This is a genomic window from Streptomyces sp. NPDC127098 (assembly GCF_042722465.1).
GTDB lineage: Bacteria > Actinomycetota > Actinomycetes > Streptomycetales > Streptomycetaceae > Streptomyces > Streptomyces millisiae.
Map to the genome: position 1 here is coordinate 56,298 of NZ_JBHXFJ010000021.1, position 17,277 is coordinate 73,574.

General features: G+C 72.2%; 17 protein-coding genes and 1 riboswitch. Of the genes, 6 read left to right on the top strand and 11 right to left on the bottom strand.

Translation table 11 applies throughout. The features are described 5' to 3' along the window. Positions 1 to 80: 80 nt before the first annotated feature. On the bottom strand, positions 81 to 1,490 hold the full coding sequence (locus ACFWI8_RS15975) for an APC family permease (RefSeq protein ID WP_387091028.1): 1,410 nt from the start codon (positions 1,488 to 1,490) through the stop codon (positions 81 to 83). 72 nt (positions 1,491 to 1,562) lie between these two features. After that, entirely contained in the window at positions 1,563 to 2,903 is a 1,341-nt protein-coding gene (locus ACFWI8_RS15980) for a UDP-glucose dehydrogenase family protein (RefSeq protein WP_387091031.1), read from the bottom strand. 134 nt (positions 2,904 to 3,037) lie between these two features. On the opposite strand from ACFWI8_RS15980, the gene ACFWI8_RS15985 reads away from it, so the two are divergent. Then, positions 3,038 to 4,198, top strand: a complete 1,161-nt coding sequence (locus ACFWI8_RS15985) for an acyl-CoA dehydrogenase family protein (protein WP_387091155.1) — start codon at positions 3,038 to 3,040, stop codon at positions 4,196 to 4,198. A gap of 108 nt (positions 4,199 to 4,306) precedes the next feature. Beyond that, positions 4,307 to 4,711 (top strand): hypothetical protein, encoded by a 405-nt coding sequence (locus ACFWI8_RS15990; RefSeq protein ID WP_387091034.1) that lies wholly within the window; start codon positions 4,307 to 4,309, stop codon positions 4,709 to 4,711. Between the two features lie 13 nt (positions 4,712 to 4,724). Here the strand turns inward: ACFWI8_RS15990 and ACFWI8_RS15995 are convergent, their stop codons facing one another. Next, on the bottom strand, positions 4,725 to 5,483 hold the full coding sequence (locus ACFWI8_RS15995; protein WP_387091036.1) for a TetR/AcrR family transcriptional regulator: 759 nt from the start codon (positions 5,481 to 5,483) through the stop codon (positions 4,725 to 4,727). Between the two features lie 101 nt (positions 5,484 to 5,584). Between ACFWI8_RS15995 and ACFWI8_RS16000 the strand changes: the two genes are divergently transcribed. Together ACFWI8_RS16000 and ACFWI8_RS16005 are read left to right on the top strand one after the other, a co-directional pair. Continuing rightward, the gene (locus tag ACFWI8_RS16000) at positions 5,585 to 6,571 is read left to right on the top strand and encodes an ATP-binding cassette domain-containing protein (protein WP_387091039.1); all 987 of its coding nucleotides are present in this window, start codon (positions 5,585 to 5,587) and stop codon (positions 6,569 to 6,571) included. Next, entirely contained in the window at positions 6,568 to 7,362 is a 795-nt protein-coding gene (locus ACFWI8_RS16005; protein WP_387091042.1) for an ABC transporter permease, read from the top strand. The genes ACFWI8_RS16000 and ACFWI8_RS16005 overlap by 4 nt, the downstream gene beginning before the upstream one ends. 97 nt (positions 7,363 to 7,459) lie before the next feature. On the opposite strand, the gene ACFWI8_RS16010 is transcribed toward ACFWI8_RS16005, so the two are convergent. The 4 genes from ACFWI8_RS16010 to ACFWI8_RS16025 all read right to left on the bottom strand — a co-directional run bounded on the left by ACFWI8_RS16010 (position 7,460) and on the right by ACFWI8_RS16025 (position 12,054). Next, positions 7,460 to 8,218 (bottom strand): peptidoglycan DD-metalloendopeptidase family protein, encoded by a 759-nt coding sequence (locus ACFWI8_RS16010; RefSeq protein WP_387091045.1) that lies wholly within the window; start codon positions 8,216 to 8,218, stop codon positions 7,460 to 7,462. A 5-nt stretch (positions 8,219 to 8,223) separates the two neighbouring features. Then, a riboswitch (cyclic di-AMP (ydaO/yuaA leader) is annotated at positions 8,224 to 8,395 on the bottom strand. 805 nt (positions 8,396 to 9,200) lie between these two features. Beyond that, positions 9,201 to 10,385, bottom strand: a complete 1,185-nt coding sequence (locus ACFWI8_RS16015) for a dipeptidase (RefSeq protein WP_387091048.1) — start codon at positions 10,383 to 10,385, stop codon at positions 9,201 to 9,203. Beyond that, on the bottom strand, positions 10,382 to 10,909 hold the full coding sequence (gene purE, locus ACFWI8_RS16020; protein WP_387091051.1) for a 5-(carboxyamino)imidazole ribonucleotide mutase: 528 nt from the start codon (positions 10,907 to 10,909) through the stop codon (positions 10,382 to 10,384). Before purE ends, ACFWI8_RS16015 begins: the two co-directional genes overlap by 4 nt. Further along, positions 10,906 to 12,054 (bottom strand): 5-(carboxyamino)imidazole ribonucleotide synthase, encoded by a 1,149-nt coding sequence (locus ACFWI8_RS16025; protein WP_387091054.1) that lies wholly within the window; start codon positions 12,052 to 12,054, stop codon positions 10,906 to 10,908. Before ACFWI8_RS16025 ends, purE begins: the two co-directional genes overlap by 4 nt. A gap of 64 nt (positions 12,055 to 12,118) precedes the next feature. Here ACFWI8_RS16025 and ACFWI8_RS16030 point away from each other — a divergent pair, with 64 nt between their 5' ends. Further along, the gene (locus ACFWI8_RS16030; protein WP_387091057.1) at positions 12,119 to 12,601 is read left to right on the top strand and encodes a GtrA family protein; all 483 of its coding nucleotides are present in this window, start codon (positions 12,119 to 12,121) and stop codon (positions 12,599 to 12,601) included. On the opposite strand, the gene ACFWI8_RS16035 is transcribed toward ACFWI8_RS16030, so the two are convergent. The 4 genes from ACFWI8_RS16035 to ACFWI8_RS16050 all read right to left on the bottom strand — a co-directional run bounded on the left by ACFWI8_RS16035 (position 12,587) and on the right by ACFWI8_RS16050 (position 16,075). Next, positions 12,587 to 13,855, bottom strand: coding sequence for an ATP-binding protein (locus ACFWI8_RS16035; RefSeq protein ID WP_387091059.1), 1,269 nt, complete (start codon positions 13,853 to 13,855; stop codon positions 12,587 to 12,589). The genes ACFWI8_RS16030 and ACFWI8_RS16035 overlap by 15 nt on opposite strands. 16 nt (positions 13,856 to 13,871) lie before the next feature. Then, positions 13,872 to 14,549, bottom strand: a complete 678-nt coding sequence (locus tag ACFWI8_RS16040; protein WP_387091061.1) for a response regulator transcription factor — start codon at positions 14,547 to 14,549, stop codon at positions 13,872 to 13,874. Positions 14,550 to 14,958: 409 nt separating this feature from the next. Next, entirely contained in the window at positions 14,959 to 15,462 is a 504-nt protein-coding gene (locus ACFWI8_RS16045) for an ATP-binding protein (RefSeq protein WP_387091064.1), read from the bottom strand. A 232-nt stretch (positions 15,463 to 15,694) separates the two neighbouring features. Beyond that, positions 15,695 to 16,075 carry an STAS domain-containing protein gene (locus tag ACFWI8_RS16050; RefSeq protein ID WP_387091067.1) on the bottom strand — a complete coding sequence of 127 codons (381 nt, stop codon included), beginning with the start codon at positions 16,073 to 16,075 and terminating at the stop codon, positions 15,695 to 15,697. Between the two features lie 306 nt (positions 16,076 to 16,381). Here ACFWI8_RS16050 and ACFWI8_RS16055 point away from each other — a divergent pair, with 306 nt between their 5' ends. After that, on the top strand, positions 16,382 to 17,245 hold the full coding sequence (locus ACFWI8_RS16055) for an RNA polymerase sigma factor SigF (protein WP_387091070.1): 864 nt from the start codon (positions 16,382 to 16,384) through the stop codon (positions 17,243 to 17,245). The last annotated feature ends 32 nt before the right edge of the window (positions 17,246 to 17,277 follow it).

Consider the following 17,277-nt stretch of genomic DNA (forward strand, 5'->3'; position numbering starts at 1 on the left):
CGAGGCGGCCGCGGCGCGCGCCGCGGTCCCCCCCCCCCCCCCCCACCCCTCGGTGCCACCACCAGCGGTGGTCCGCCCCGTCAGGACCGGTCGGCTTCGGCCGTGGCGCGTGCCTTCAGCGCCCGGTTGGCCAGCCAGACACAGCCCCACAGGGCGACGCCGAGCAGCATCAGCCAGCCGGCGACCCGGTAGTCGTCGCCGGAGCGGCCCGAGAGCGGGGTGGCCAGGTAGGCGCAGAGCACCGCGCCGATGACCGGGAGGGCGGTGGGGGCGCGGAAGTGGCGGTGGGCGACGCGGTCGCGCCGCAGCACGAGCACCGCCACGTTGACGATGGTGAAGACGCAGAGCAGCAGCAGCGACGTCGTGCCGCCGAGCGCCGTCAGGTCGGCGTAGCCGATGAGCAGGAACGCCAGCAGGGTGGTGAAGGTGATGGCGACCCACGGGGTGCGGCGACCCGGCAGCAGCCGGCCGAGGGGCGCGGGGAGGCACCGTTCCCTGGCCATGCCGTAGAGCAGTCGGCTGGCCATCAGCATGTTGATGAGCGCGGAGTTGGAGACCGCGAACATCGTGATCCAGGCGAACAGGTCGATCGGGAATCCGGGCGCGCCGGCCTGGACCACCCGCAGCAGCGGTGTTTCCCCCTCGCCCAACTCGGCCGGTTCCACGAGAGCGACACTGGCGATGGCGACCAACACGTAAATCGCACCCGTCACACACAGGCCGATCAGCATCATGCGCGGAAAGGTCCGAACGGGGTCCTTCGTCTCCTCCGCCATGTTCACCGAATCCTCAAATCCGACCATCGCGAAAAAGGCGAGCGCGGTCGCGGCGGTCACGGCACCGAAGGCCGTTTCACCACCGGTCGTGTCGAACTCGGTGACGCGGGAGAATTCGCCCTTTCCCTGCAGCACCGCCCACGCGCCGACCCCGATCACGATGAGCAGTCCTGACAGTTCGACGGCGGTGAGCGCCACGTTGGCCTTGACGCTCTCGCCGACGCCGCGCAGGTTCACCAGGCTGATGGCCGCCATGAAGGCGAGCGCGATGACCATGGCGATCCGGCCGGTGTCGCCGTCCACGTCCAGCGCGGACAGCAGGTTGGCGGCGAAGGCCTTGGAGGCCGAGGAGGCCGAGGTCAGGCCTGAGCACATCACCGCGAAGGTCACCAGGAAGGTGAGGAAGTGGATGCCGAAGGCCCGGTGCGAGTAGGCGGCCGCGCCGCCCGCGCGTGGGTATTTGGTGACGAGTTCGAGATAGCTGGTGGCCGTCAGCAAAGCCACTGTGAAGGCGCAGAGAAACGGCAGCCACACCGCGCCGCCGACCTCCGCGGCGACCCGCCCGGTCAGCGCGTAGACGCCGGTGCCGAGAATGTCCCCCACGATGAAGAGCAGGAGCAACCCCGGCCCCATCACCCGCTTGAGTTCCGTGCCGCCTTCCGCCTCCGGCGGATTCGCGCTGGTCGGTGGTTTCGTCCCCGTGATCTCTGGCATGCGGGGACGATAGCGTCAGCGCACCGTCAATTGGCCGGGGTTGAGGAACTATTGAGGAAAGCGGCGGGGATTTCAGGCCGTGGGCCGGCCGAGCGCCCGGTAGGTCCAGCCGGACTTGCGCCACAACGCCGGGTCGAGCGCGTTGCGGCCGTCGAGGATCTGCCGGTCGGCGACGAGCTCGCCGAGGGCCGCCGGGTCGAGCTCGCGGAACTCGCGCCACTCCGTGAGATGCAGCACGGCGTGCGCGCCGCGCGCCGCCTCGGCGGCGGACTCGGCGTAGCGCAGGGTGGGGAAGACCTGCCGGGCGTTCTCCATGCCCTTGGGGTCGTAGACGGTGATCTCGGCGCCCTGGAGGTGGAGCTGGCCGGCGATGTTGAGCGCCGGGGAGTCCCGCACGTCGTCCGAGTCGGGCTTGAAGGCGGCCCCGAGCACCGCGACCCGCTTGCCGAGCAGCGAGCCGCCCAGCGTCTCCCTGGTGAGCTCGACCATGGCGGCGCGGCGGCGCATGTTGATGGAGTCGATCTCGCGGAGGAACGACAGCGCCTCGGCGGCGCCGAGCTCGCCGGCGCGGGCCATGAAGGCGCGGATGTCCTTGGGCAGGCAGCCGCCGCCGAAGCCGATGCCGGCGCGCAGGAACTTGCGGCCGATGCGGTCGTCGTGGCCGAGGGCCTCGGCCAGCGTGACGACGTCGCCGTCGGCGGCCTCGCAGATCTCCGCCATGGCGTTTATGAACGAGATCTTGGTGGAGAGGAAGGCGTTGGCCGCCGTCTTGACCAGCTCGGCGGTCGGCAGGTCGGCGGCGATGAAGGGGGTGCCGGCGGCCAGCGGGGTGGCGTACACCTCGCGCAGCAGCGTCTCGGCGCGCTCGCTGGTGACGCCGACCACGATCCGGTCCGGGCGCAGGGTGTCCTCGACGGCGAAGCCCTCGCGCAGGAACTCCGGGTTCCACGCCAGCTCGACGGCCTCGCCCGCCGGGGCGAGCTCGGCGAGCCTGCGGGCCAGCCGGGCGGCGCTGCCGACCGGCACGGTTGACTTGCCGACGACCAGGGCCGGGCGGTCGAGGTGGGGGGCGAGGGCGTCGACGGCCGCGTCGACGTAGCTCATGTCGCAGGCGTACTCGCCCGGCTTCTGCGGGGTGTTGACGCAGACGAAGTGGACGTCACCGAAGGCGGCGACCTCGGCGGGCGAATCCGTGAAGGAGAGCCGGCCGGTGGATCCCGGCAGCCCGGTGACGTGCCGGCGCAGCAGCTCGTCGAGGCCCGGCTCGTACATGGGGGCCTCGCCGCGCCTGAGCCGGTCGATCTTCTCCGGGAGCACGTCGAGGCCGAGCACCTCGAAGCCGAGCTCGGCCATGGCCGCCGCGTGGGTGGCGCCGAGGTATCCGAGGCCGATGACCGTGATCTTCGGAGACATGGCAACGAGCATAGCCCGCGACGGTGTCCGCCGGTTGTCGGGAAGCCCACCTGTCGGCGGCGGCCGTGGCGGCCTACGATGCATGTTACTTAACGGTCATTAGCATGCCGCTCGTCGCGAGGGAGTTGGGTCACGTGGCAGGAGACGCGGATTTCGATCTGTACCGCCCGGCAGAGGAGCACGAGATGCTCCGCGAGTCGGTCCGCGCGCTGGCCGAGGCGAAGATCGGCCCGCACGCGGCCGAGGTGGACGAGGAGGGCCGCTTCCCGCAGGAGGCGCTCGACGCGCTGGTGGGCAGCGACCTGCACGCCGTGCACGTGCCGGAGGAGTTCGGCGGCGCGGGCGCCGACGCGCTGGCGACGGTGATCGTGATCGAGGAGGTGGCGCGGGTCTGCGCCTCGTCCTCGCTGATCCCGGCGGTCAACAAGCTGGGCTCGCTGCCGCTGATGCTGTCCGGCTCCCGGGAGCTCAAGGCCCGCTACCTGACGCCGCTGGCCAGGGGCGAGGCGATGTTCTCCTACTGCCTCTCGGAGCCCGACGCCGGCTCGGACGCGGGCGGCATGAAGACCAGGGCGGTGCGGGACGGCGACCACTACGTGCTGAACGGCGTCAAGCGCTGGATCACCAATGCGGGCGTCTCCGACTACTACACGGTGATGGCCGTGACCGACCCGGAGAAGCGCACCAGGGGCGGGATCTCGGCGTTCGTGGTGGAGAAGGGTGACGCGGGCGTGTCCTTCGGCGCGCCGGAGAAGAAGCTCGGCATCAAGGGCTCGCCGACCCGCGAGGTCTACCTGGACAACGTGCGGATCCCGGCCGACCGGATGATCGGCGCGGAGGGCACCGGCTTCGCCACCGCGATGCGCACGCTGGACCACACGAGGATCACCATCGCGGCGCAGGCGCTCGGCATCGCGCAGGGCGCGCTGGACTACGCCAAGGGGTACGTCCGCGAGCGCAGGCAGTTCGGCAAGCCGGTCGGGGACTTCCAGGGCGTGCAGTTCATGCTGGCCGACATGGCGATGAAACTGGAGGCGGCCCGCCAGCTCACCTACGCGGCGGCCGCCAGGTCGCAGCGCGAGGACACGGACCTGACGTTCTTCGGGGCGGCGGCCAAGTGCTACGCCTCGGACGCGGCGATGGAGATCACCACGGACGCGGTCCAGCTGCTCGGCGGCTACGGCTACACCCGCGACTACCCGGTGGAGCGGATGATGCGGGACGCCAAGATCACCCAGATTTATGAAGGCACGAACCAGGTCCAGCGGATCGTCATGGCGAGGAACCTTCCCTAGCGGGGTTTTCGCGGGTCAGAGCCCGTCCGGGTGCGGCCGAGTGGTGAGCTCAGGGGGCCGGTGGCACGCTGAGAGCAACATTCCCGACTGCTACGAGGTGAGACCGCCATGACGACCATGAGCAAGCACGGGGAAGCCACTGACCAGCTGGCCGGCACCTCCGGCATACCCACGGCCAACTTCGTTCCGGACGCATTGAGTCGCAGTAGCGAAGACATGGGCAAGGTGGTGCGCTCCGGGATCCCGTCCAGCACCTTCTGGCACTTCGCCGACTTCCGTTGGAGCGGGGAGTTCCTGCACACCGAGACGCTGCCGACCGCACAGGTCAACGCGTTCAGTCAGGTCGCGGTCTCGATCTGTGAACTCAACGCGGACGGCGTACCGTTCATCGGCAACGCCCGGCTCCAGGTCTACAACGTGGCGCCGCACAGCGACGGCCGCATCATCGTGCGCGGGAACGTCGAGTGGGGCAGCGACCTCAGCGTCCGGCTGAACTACATCATCGTCAACTAGCGCGTCGCCGCCGTCAGACGGCCTGGCGGGTGCGCATCAGGGCGGCCACGCCGTCCAGGATGAAGTCCACCGCGTAGACGAAGTCCTCCTCGGGGCCGCGCTCGTCGTCCTGGGTGACGGCCGCCATCACCCGGGCGATCGTCGGGTAGTGGCCGGAGGCGGCGGCCCGCGTCAGCAGCCGGCGGTAGACCTCGTCCCAGTCGGCGTAGTCGACCCCGGTGCGGGGGGTCGCCCGGCTCATCGTCAGCTGCTGGCGCACCTCGGTGAGCACGTGGCCGCTGAGGATGGTCAGCACGCCCATCATGTCGTCCTCGGTGAGCGGGGTGTCCGCCATGGTGGAGAGCGCGGCCTCCATCCAGGCGAGGTTGTTGGGGCCCATCGGCGGCGCCCCGATGGGCACGTCGAGCATCCAGGGCCTGGCCAGCAGCACCCGGCGCATGTCCTCGGCGTAGGCGGAGAGGCCGCCCCGCCAGTCGTCCGGCCAGGCGCTGGTGTCGGGCCGGCCGGACGCCACGTCGAACATCAGGTCGAGCAGGTCGTCCTTGCTCGGCACGTAGGTGTAGAGCGACATCGTCGTCACGCCGACCCGCTCCGCCACCCGACGCATCGAGACGGCGCCGAGCCCCTCGGCGTCCGCGATCTCCACCGCCGCCGTGACGACCCGGTCCACGCTGAGCGCGCCGCGCGGCCCCCGGCTGCCTTCCGACCGGGTGCGCCACAGCAGGTCCATCAGGTATTCCGGGTCCCGCCGTCCGCGTCGCTCGGCAGCCATCCCTCTCCTCGTCGGTCCAGTCGTCGCTTGACACGATCCTAGAACCTTGTACGGTGTACAGCGAAACTCTACGGTGTACAAGGTTATGAGGGGGAGCGGCAGTGACCGACCACGCCATAGCGGCCGAGGGGCTGCGCAAGCGCTACGGGGGGAGCCCGGGCCACCAGGCCCTCGACGGCCTCGACCTGACCGTGCCGGCCGGCATGGTCTACGGCCTGCTGGGGCCGAACGGCGCCGGCAAGACGACGACCGTCCGGGCGCTGGCCACGCTGATGCGCTACGACGCCGGCCGGGCCACTGTCTGCGGACACGACGTGGCCCGCCGGCCGGACAAGGTGCGCGAGGTGATCGGCCTCACCGGGCAGTACGCGGCGGTCGACGAGCTGCTCAGCGGCCGGCAGAACCTGGTGATGTTCGGCCGTCTCTTCAAGCTCGGCCCGCGCGCGGCGCGCCGCCGGGCCGACGAACTGCTCGAACGCTTCGGCCTGACCGAGGCGGCGGGCCGCAACGCCGGGCAGTACTCGGGCGGCATGCGGCGCCGCCTCGACCTGGCGGCCAGCCTGGTCCGCACGCCCGAGGTGCTGTTCCTCGACGAGCCGACCACCGGGCTCGACCCGCGCAGCCGCAACCAGGTGTGGGACGCCGTCCGTTCGCTGGTCGCGTCCGGCACCACCGTGCTGCTCACCACCCAGTACCTGGAGGAGGCCGACCAGTTGGCCGAGCGGATCGCCGTCATCGACGCCGGTCGGGTGGTGGCCGAGGGCACCCCCGACACGCTCAAGGGGCTGATCGGCGGCGACCGGGTGGAAGTCGTCGCCCGGCACCGGGACCAGCTGGAGGCGGTGGCCGCGCTCGTGGCCCGGGTCGGGGACGGGCGGCCGCCCGAGATCGACACGGACACCCGACGGGTCAGCGTGGCCGTCCGGGACCGGGTGACCGCGCTGACCGACGTGGTCGCCGCGGTGCGCGGCGCCGGCCTCGCCGTCGAGGACATCGGCACCAGGCGGCCCACCCTGGACGAGGCGTTCCTGCACCTCACGGGCGAGCGCGGGCGGCCCGGCGCGGCACGGACGGAGGTGGCGGCATGAGCAGGCCGAACGCGGCCGTCGCGGACGGCTGGACCATGACCCGCCGGAACATGGCCCACCTGGCGCGCAGCCCGGAGGAGTTGATCCTCTACTTCGCGCTGCCGATCATGTTCGTGCTCGTCTTCGGCTATGTCTTCGGCAGCGGCATGACCGTGCCGGGCGGCGGGAACTACCGGGAGTTCCTGGTGCCCGGCGTGTTCGCCATGACCATGCTCTACGGGATGGGCGCCACCGGCGCGGCGATCGCCGTCGACGCCGGGCGCGGCGTCGTGGACCGCTTCCGCTCGATGCCGGTGGCCCGCACCGCGCTGCTCACCGGGCGCGCGGCGGCCGACCTGATGCGGGCGGCGCTGGAGATGACGGTGCTCGTGGTCTGCGGCCTGCTGGTGGGCTGGGAGTGGCACCGGGGCCTCGGGCGGGCGCTGCTGGCCGTGGCGCTGGTGCTGGCGCTGCGGGTGGCGTTCACCTGGATCGGGATCTACCTGGGGCTGCTCCTGCGGAACCCGGACACGGTGAGCACGACGGTGTTCCCGCTGGCGTTCCCGCTGACCGCGCTCTCCAACGTCTTCACCGCGCCGGAGATGATGCCGGGCTGGCTCGGCACGATCGCGGAGTGGAACCCGTTGTCGGCGACGGTCAGCGCGATCCGCGAGCTCTTCGGCAACCCGGGCCTCGGCGGTGACTCATGGGCCACCGACCACGCGCTGGCGCTGGCGATCGCCTGGCCGGCGCTGCTGACGGCGGTCTTCGCGACGCTGGCGATCCGCGCCTACCAGCGGCTCGGGGACTGACGGGGGAACGGGGGACCGGGGGAAAGGGGACAGGGCCCCGCCGGCGAGGGGGAAGGTGCGCGGCGGGGCCCTGTCGCACGAGGGCGGCTCGGACGGCTCAGATGTCGACGCCGTGCTCCCTGAGGTAGGCCAGCGGGTCGATGTCCGAACCGTAGTCCGGCCCGGTGCGCACCTCGAAGTGCAGGTGCGGACCCGTGGAGTTGCCGGTGGAGCCCGACAGGCCGATCTGGTCGCCCGTCGAGACGGTCTGGCCGGCGCTCACGGAGATCGACGACAGGTGCGCGTACTGGCTGTAGCGGCCGTCGTCGTGCCGGATGATGACCTCGTTGCCGTAGGAGTTCACCGTGCCGGCGCTGACCACCTCGCCCGAGGTGATCGCGGCGACCGGGGTGCCGGAGGCGACGGGGAAGTCGGCGCCGGTGTGGTGCCCGGAGGACCACATCGAGCCGGCGACGCCGTAGGCGGTGCCGAGCGGTCCCGAGACCGGCGCGGTGTAGTCCCCGGCCGGGGCTTCGGCGGCGGTCTGGTCGGCCGGCGCGGACTGGGTGGAGACGGCGGCGTCCTCGTCGAGGACGAGCTCCAGGCCCGGCGTGATCAGCCGCGGGTCGTCGCCGACGACGTCCCGGTTGGCCTCGTACAGGGCCTGCCAGCCGCCGTCGACGTCGTGCTCGGCGGCGATCTCGTAGAGGGTGTCGCCCGCCTTGACCTCGTAGGTCTCGGCCGAGGCGGCGTGGGCGGTGCCGGAGGCGACCAGGGGCAGGACGATGCCGGCTCCGCCGGCGGAGAGCATCAGGGAGATGCGCGATATGTGCCGGGCGCGGGCGCGCTGACGGCGGTGACGTCCGCGTGCGGACATGGCTGTGCTCCTCCTCCAGACGCCTACGAGGTGAGCTGTCGGGTTCGGGCCGGAGTCGCCCGGCCACGGCCGAAGGTCGTTCGGCGGTGGCTTCACCCCGAGCCGGCGTCCTGGGGGGACGGCCGGCGGGAGATTGGGTCCCCCGCTCCTGCCATGCGGAAGTGGTGCCACGACCGCCTCCGGTGGCAGGACTCGGCGTCCGGCGGCGGCTCGCCACGGGATCGCGGCGCGGGATGACGGTAAGCCGAGGCGTTCGGGCAGGACAAGAAACGGGGTTCCGTCCCGGTGTGACGGGGAATACCACCACTTTTCGATCATCACCGAACGGAGTCACGCGAATGCGGGGGGCGACTTGCCTGATGCGTGGGCGGCGCGCAACTCCGCGCAGGCGCAGCCGAGTTGAGGCGGCACGCCGGTGCACGCCCCGCAAGGGTCCCCCGACCCACCCGCCCCCGACGTGACCTCGGTCACGGGCCGCTTCAGCGGCGGCCACTATCGACCACCTTGCCCGCAATGCGGCATTCGCCCCCTGGATGGGCGGCCGTGCGCCTGCCGGTGGCGGCCAAGCCGGCGCGGGCGTGAAGCCTCGGCCGGCGTTCGCCCGCGGAGCCACTCGACGGCAGGCATGTCGACGCTCACGGCAAGCCGTATCGACGGCGGCCGAAGGCCGGTACGCGCCCGCCGGCACGCGCCAAGCCGACGGCATCGCGCCGTGGCATCCTCGGCCGGACGCTCGCCCACGGCACGCGACGACCGGCGCCGCCGTGCCGCTCACGGCGTCGCGCGGCCCAGGGCCAGCCGCTTCGCCGCCCTGAGGCAGGTGCGGCCGGTGCGGCGGTCGACGACCGGCACCGGCCGAGCCGGCCGTGCCGTGCCGTGCCGTGCCGACGGCATCGTCGCCGCGCGGCCCTGCCGGCCTGCGGCAGCGGCCCGCGGCGCAGCCGCTCGGCCGGGCGCCCGCCCGCGTCGGTTCTGACGAGCGCTACGCGCTCGCGATCGTGGCGAGGGACGGGCCGCGGTGGGTGGAGAGGTCGTGGGCCACGGACTCCGCGTCGCGGAGGACGCGGACCGCGTTGTGCCAGGTGAGCTTGGCGAGGTCGCTGCGCGACCACCGGCGGTCGAGGAGTTCGGCGATCAGCAGCGGGTAGCCGGCGACGCTGTCCAGGCCGTCCGGGAGGAACGCCGTGCCGTCGAAGTCGCCGCCGATGCCGAGGTGGTCGACGCCGGCGACCTCCCGCATGTGGTCCAGGTGGTCGGCGACCGTGGCGACCGTCGCGCGCGGGCGGGGGTTCGCCGCCTCGAAGGCGCGCTGCACCCGCATCCCGGCCTCGGTCGTGTCCAGCGGGTGGAGGCCCTTGGCGACCATGTTCTCGTCGGCGCGCCGGGTCCACTCCACGGCCTCCGGCAGCACGAACTTCGGCACGAAGGTGACCATCGCCACCCCGCCGTTGGCCGGCAGCGCGGCCAGCACGTCGTCGGGGACGTTGCGCGGGTGGTCGCAGACGGCGCGCGCCGAGGAGTGCGAGAAGATCACCGGCGCCTCGGTGACCCGCAGCGCGTCCCGCATGGTGGTGGCGGCGACGTGCGAGAGGTCGACCAGCATGCCGATCCGGTTCATCTCCCGCACCACCTCCTCGCCGAAGGCGGAGAGGCCGTCGTGCCGTGGCTCGTCCGTCGCCGAGTCGGCCCAGTCGTTGTTCTCGTTGTGGGTGAGCGTCATGTACCGGACGCCGAGCCGGTGGAGGGCGCGGAGCGTGCCCAGCGAGTTGGCGATGGAGTGGCCGCCCTCGGCGCCCATCAGCGAGGCGATCCGGCCCTCCCGCCGCGCCGCCTCCATCTCGTCGGCGGTGGCCGCGGCCACCAGCCGGTCCGGGTAGCGGTCGAGCAGCATCCGCACCGCGTCGATCTGCTCCAGGCAGGCGCTGACGGCCGCGTCCCCGGCGAGCCGGCCGGGCACGTACACGGACCAGAACTGGCCGCCGACGCCGCCGGCGCGCAGCCGCGGCAGGTCGGTGTGGAGGGCGGCGCTCTGGTCGACGGCGATGTCGCGGCGGTCGAGGTCGTAGCCGACCTGCTCGCGCAGCGCCCACGGCAGGTCGTTGTGGCCGTCGACGACGGGGTGCTCGGCGAGCAGCGCGCGGGCCTCGGCGAGGCGGTCCCCGGTCACGCGGCGCCGCCGGCCAGGGCGGCCCGAAGCCGCCGGCCCTTCTCGGTGGCCTGTTCCTTCAGGCCGCGCTGGAACTCCCGCATCCGCTCCAGCAGCTCGGGGTCGTGCGCGGCCAGGGTGCGGACCGCGAGCAGCCCGGCGTTGCGGGCGCCGCCGACCGACACGGTGGCCACCGGCACACCGGCCGGCATCTGGACGATGGAGAGCAGCGAGTCCATCCCGTCGAGGTGCTTGAGCGGCACCGGCACGCCGATCACCGGCAGCGGGGTGAGGGAGGCGAGCATGCCAGGCAGGTGGGCGGCGCCGCCCGCGCCGGCGATGATCGCCTTCAGACCGCGGCCGGCCGCGCCCTCACCGTAGGCCACCATCTCGTGGGGCATGCGGTGCGCGGAGACGACGTCGACCTCGTGCGGGACGCCGAACTCGGCCAGCGCGTCGGCCGCGCCCTTCATCACGGGCCAGTCGGAGTCGGAGCCCATCACGATGCCGACCAGGGGGCCGCCGAGGGCGGAGGCGGTGCTCATTCGGTGATGACTCCTCGGAGGTAGTCGGCGGCGTGCCGGGCCCGCTCGCGGACCTCGGCCAGGTCGTCGCCGTAGGTGTTGACGTGGCCCACCTTGCGGCCCGGCTTGACGTCCTTGCCGTACATGTGGATCTTCAGCCGGGGGTCGCGGGCCATGCAGTGCAGGTAGGCCGGGTACATGTCGGGGAAGTCGCCGCCCAGCACGTTGGCCATCACCGTCCAGGGGGCGCGCGGTCGCGGGTCGCCGAGCGGCAGGTCGAGCACCGCGCGGACGTGGTTGGCGAACTGCGAGGTGACGGCGCCGTCCTGGGTCCAGTGGCCCGAGTTGTGCGGGCGCATCGCCAGCTCGTTGACCAGCACCCGGCCGTCGGTGGTCTCGAACAGCTCGACGGCCAGGTGACCGACGACGCCCAGCTCCTTGGCGATGCGCAGCGCCAGCTGCTGCGCGGCGAGGCCGAGCTCGTCCGCGAGGTCGGGCGCGGGCGCGATCACCGTGTCGCAGACGCCGTCCACCTGGACGGACTCGACGACGGGGTAGGCGACGGCCTGGCCGTGCGGGGAGCGGACCACGTTGGCGGCCAGCTCGCGGGTGAAGGCGACCTTCTCCTCGGCGAGCACCGGCACGCCGGCCAGGAAGGGGGCGGTGGTGGCGGCGGCCTCGGCGGCCGAGTCGACCACCCAGACGCCCTTGCCGTCGTAGCCGCCGCGCACGGTCTTCAGCACCACGGGGAAGCCGCCGACCTCGGCGGCGAAGCGCGCCACGTCCGCCGGGTCGGCGACCAGCCGGTGGCGGGGGCAGGGCACGCCGAGCTCGGTCAGCCTGGCGCGCATCACGCCCTTGTCCTGGGCGTGCACCAGGGCGTCGGGGCCCGGCCGCACGGCGATGCCCTCGGCCTCCAGCGCCCGGAGATGCTCGGTCGGCACGTGTTCGTGATCGAACGTGATCACGTCGCAACCGCGCGCGAAACCACGCAGCGTGTCCAGATCGCGGTAGTCGCCCACCACCACGTCCCGCACCACCTGAGCGGCTGAATCCTGCGGAGTGTCACTGAGCAGCTTGAACCGGATGCCGAGCGGGATGCCCGCCTCATGGGTCATACGGGCGAGCTGACCGCCTCCGACCATGCCGACCACGGGAAAAGTCACGCACCCAGCGTATCCGTCGTCCCCCCACCGAGAGCGGCCGGGACTGCCTGGCTACGATGCCACCATGAGCGATGGGCTCACGCTCCGCGACCGAATGCGCGGTATCGCCCACGAGGTCGCGAAGTTCGGCACCGTGGGCGCGCTCGGCGTCGTGGTCAACGTGGTGGTCTTCAACCTGTGCACCCAGGGCGCGGGCCTGGCCCCGGTGCGTTCCGGTGTGCTCGCCACCACGGCCGCGATCGTCACCAACTACGTGGGCAACCGCTACTGGACCTACCGCGACCGGGACAAGAGCGGGCGGAGCCGGGAGGCCAGCCTCTTCCTGCTGTTCTCCGGGGTGGGGATGGTGATCGAGAACGGGGTGCTCGCGCTCTCCCACTACGGCCTCGACTTCACCTCGTCGCTCGCCGACAACGTGGCCAAGAACGTGGTCGGGCTCGGCCTGGGCTCGCTCTTCCGGTTCTGGTCCTACCGCACCTGGGTGTTCCGGGTCGCGGAGGACCCGGCAGGCGCCGAGCCGGCCGCCCCCTCGTCACCCCCGCGCTGAGCCCTCCTCGGCGCCCCGCGACTCCGCCTCTCTGCTCAAGAACAGTGCGAAGACCGGCGGCCTGCCCTGGAGCAGTTCGAGACGGCCGCCGTCCGCCTCGGCGAGGTCCCGGGCCACGGCCAGGCCGAGGCCGGTGGAGTTGCGGCCGCTGACGGTGCGCTCGAAGACCCGGGCGCCGAGCTCCGTCGGCACTCCTGGCCCCTGGTCGGTGACCTCGACGACCACCTGGTTGCCGGTGGTCCTGGTGCGCAGCGCCACCGTGCCCGCGCCGTGCATCAGCGCGTTCTCCACCAGGCAGGCCAGCACCTGGGAGACGGCGCCCGGGGTGCCGACCGCGCGCAGCCCCGGCTTGCCCGAGTGGACGATGGCGCGGCCGGCGTTGCGGTAGGCCGGGCGCCACTCCTCTATCTGCTGCACCACGACCTCGTCCAGGTCGAAGCCGACGGCGGAGCCGAGGCGGGGGTCGCGGGAGTTGGTGAGCAGCCGCTGCACCACGTCCGTCAGCCGCTCCACCTGGGTGAGGGCGATGCTCGCCTCCTCCTGGACGGTGTCCCGGTCCTCGGTGGCGATGATCTCCTCCAGCCGCATGGAGAGCGCGGTCAGCGGGGTGCGCAGCTGGTGCGAGGCGTCGGCGGCCAGCCGGCGCTCGGCGGTGAGCATCCGGGCGATGCGCTCGGCGCTGGCGTCCAGCACGTCGGCGACCCGGTCGAGTTCGGGGACGCCGTAGCGGCGGTGCCTGGGGCGGGGGTCGCCCGAGCCGAGGCGCTCGGCGGTCTCGGCGAGGTCGAGCAGCGGGGCGGCCACCCGGGACGCCTGCTGCACGGCGAGCAGCCCGGCGGCGGCGACGGCCAGCAGGGAGACGACCAGGATCAGGGTGAGCATCCGGTTCACCTCGTCGGTCACCACCGACCGGGGCTGCTCGACGACAACGGTCTCGCCGTGCGTGCCGGTCTCCTGGGCGCGCATCACGCCACCCTCGATGGGCTGCCCGATGGTGATGGACGGGGTGTCGGGCACCTGGATCGTGACGTGCCGGTCGGCGGGCACGGAGGCGCGCAGCGCCTCGGCGGTGAGCTCGTCGCCGTTGGCGATGCGGCTCTCGACGTCGGCGAGCAGCCGGGCGGTCTCGGAGTCGAGTCGGTCGGCGGCGCTCGACTCGATCGACCTGGCCTCGATGGTGAAGAGGGACACGCCGAAGACCGCGATGACGACGAGCACCACGGCGAGCGTGGAGGTGATGAGGCGACGGCGCACGTAAGGGGGCCCCGGCTCAGCTCTTCTCGAAGCGGAAGCCCACGCCGCGGACGGTGGCGATGTAGCGCGGGTTGGCGGCGTCGTCGCCGAGCTTCTTGCGCAGCCAGGAGATGTGCATGTCGAGGGTCTTGGTGGACGACCACCAGGTGGTGTCCCAGACCTCGCGCATCAGCTGCTCACGGGTGACGACCCGGCCGGCGTCCCGCACCAGCACCCGCAGGAGGTCGAACTCCTTGGCGGTCAGGTGCAGTTCCTCCTCGCCCATCCAGGCGCGGTGGGACTCGACGTCGATCCGGATGCCGTGCACGGTGGGGGCCGGCGCCGCCTCGGCCGTGCCGCGCCGCAGCAGGGCGCGGACGCGGGCCAGCAGCTCGGCGAGCCGGAAGGGCTTGGTCACGTAGTCGTCGGCGCCGGCGTCGAGACCGACCACGGTGTCCACCTCGTCGGCGCGCGCGGTCAGCACCAGCACCGGCAGGCCGAGGCCCTCGGTGCGCAGCCGGCGGCAGACCTCGAGGCCGTCCATGCCGGGCAGCCCCAGGTCGAGCACCACGAGATCGACGTCCCCACCGAGCCCGGCGCGCAGCGCGGACGGGCCGTCCTCCCGAACCTCTACCTCGTATCCCTCGCGGCGCAGCGCTCTGGCCAGCGGCTCCGAGATGGACGCGTCGTCCTCTGCGAGCAGTACTCGGGTCATGGTGGTGATGGTAGACGCCCGGGCGTGACCGGCTGGGAAGAACCGAGGTTCCAGGTCCTGTCCGGGCGGTCTTCGAGGATCAGCCCGCGGCGTCAGACGCGGTGCTCCCCCAGCTAACGGCCCCCAGCCAACGCTGGGAGGTACCCCCAGGGAGGTGCCCCCGGGGAGGTGCCCCCAGTCGCTTCGCTCAAGGCGCCCCACGCGGCGGAGCCGCACCTCGACAGCAGCGCAGCTCATACCCAGCCGTATTCGCGCGCAGCGCCCGACATGCCGCTCCGCGGCGCGGGCAACGCGGCGAGGTGCCGTAGCGATGGGGGCACCTCCCAGCCTCCCCCAGACTCCGTCCGGGGGGACCCCCATGGCTGGGGGAGGCAAGGGCCCGAAGAAGACCGCCCGGACAGGGCCTAAGTCACTCGCGGCCGTCGTCGCAGGCCGGGGGCGCGGCGAGCTCGGCCCAGACCGTCTTCCCCGTCGCTCCGGTCTCGCGGACCACGCCCCAGTCGAGGCAGAGCCGCTCGACGATGAACATGCCATGTCCGCCGGGGCGGCCCGCGCGGCGGGTGGAGGCCAGGGCGGGGACGCCGAGGCCGCGGTCGAGCACCTCGACGCGCAGCAGCTTCGGGCCGTGGCCCAGGCGCAGCTCCTCGGGGCCGCCGGCGTGCAGGCAGGCGTTGGTCACCAGTTCGGAGACGACCAGCAGCGCGTCCTCCGCGGAGGCCCGCTGCTCGGCGGTGGCGGCGGGCAGCCAGCCCCAGTCGTGGAGCGCCACGCGGGCGAACTCCCGGGCGCGTGAGACGACGCCCGCGGTGCCGACCAGGCGCAGCCTGCGCACCTGGCGCAACTGTCCCTCGGGTGGCGATCCGGCCGAGTCCTGGCCGGGATCGCCTGCCGGGTACGGTCGGGTGGACCCCATGCACGCTCCCCTCGCCGCATCGCCGCGCCGTCGATCTCGTTCCCGCGCCCTCGTCCTCGGACGCGCCCGCTGGCACGCCGGTCCGTCTTCCCCACGATCCGACGCGTCGTGTCTTCTGCCCTGACACGCGACGGGCACACCCACCTCGTCCGGGCGATCTGTTCGCGCGCGTCTGACGCGCCTCAGTTTGACGCGCCACGCGCCGTCCGTACAGCGGGCCCGCCGGTGGCGATCAGTCGGCCGGCAGCGCCGCGAGCGCCTCGGCCAGGGTTTCGTGCACGGAGAACACGGCGCCGGCGCCCGTTATCTCCAGAACTCGGGCGACAATCGGCCGCATTCCGGACAAATGCACCTGCCCGCCCGCCGCCTCGACCTCCATGCGTGTGGTGAGAAGCACATTGAGGCCGGTGGAGTCGCAGAACTCGAGCCCGGAGCAGTCGATAACGATCCGATAACGACCGTCGGCGACGCAGGCGTTCAGCGACTCCCGCAGTCGGTCGGCGGAATGGTGATCGAGCTCACCCGAGGGCGCCACCACGACGCCCGACCCCATGCGGCGCACATCGACCGTCAGCTGGCGCCGGTGCGGACTGTCCGGCATCGCGCGGTCCATGCAGCCCCCTTCAGTTTGGAGCGCGTTGTTGGCTAGGTTCGAAACCATAGCTCTTGGGCGGCCGGCTCAACACCCGAACAGGACGGGCATACCTCCGGATTCGGGCGTAGCAGACTTGCCATCGCCGCCGTTGGACCGATAGGCGTAGAGGGCACACATACCCCACGCCGGCTTTGGAGGCGCCGCACTCGCAGTGCACGTCATGGCTCCGGCAGCCATATGCCGAGACGACTACGGAGGACACACATGTCACCCGCCCCTCGAACACAACAACCGCACATCGGGAATCCCACTCCCCCGGCATCCGTGACCCGGTCCGAGCCGGACGTCGAGCCGATCCACGAGCTGGAGTCGGCCGAGGACGTGCTCGCGTCGCTCCCCGAGATCCCGCGCTATGACGAGGTCGCGCCGCAGGACGCGCGCGCACTCTCCAAGAGCCTCTTCGCGCGGCTGCGGATCCTCGAAGAGGGCACGCACGAGTACGCCTACGTACGCAACACCCTGGTCGAGCTCAACCTGGCGCTCGTCAAGTTCGCCGCCTCCCGGTTCCGCTCCCGCAGCGAACCGATGGAGGACATCATCCAGGTCGGCACGATCGGCCTGATCAAGGCCATCGACCGGTTCGAGGCCGATCGCGGCGTCGAGTTCCCGACCTTCGCGATGCCGACGATCATCGGCGAGATCAAGCGGTTCTTCCGCGACACCTCCTGGTCGGTGCGGGTGCCGCGCCGGCTCCAGGAGCTCAGGCTCGACCTGGCCAAGGCGGGCGACGAGCTGGCGCAGCAGCTGGACCGCGCGCCGACCGTCGCCGAGCTGGCCGAGCGGCTGAAGCTCAGCGAGGAAGAGGTCATCGAGGGCATGGCGGCGTCGAACGCCTACACCGCCAGCTCCCTCGACGCCCAGCCCGAGGAGGACGAGTCCGAGGGCGCCCTCGCCGACCGCATCGGCTACGAGGACCACGACCTCGAAGGCGTCGAGTACATCGAGTCCCTCAAGCCGCTGATCGCCGATCTTCCCCCGCGTGACCGCCGGATCCTCTCGCTGCGGTTCGTGGGCAACATGACCCAGTCCGAGATCGGCGAGGAGCTGGGGATCTCGCAGATGCACGTCTCCCGGCTGCTGGCCCGCACCCTGGGCAAGCTGCGCCGGGGGCTGATGGTCGAGGAGTAACCTCCACCGGCACACGGCCGGCGGCCCGCCGC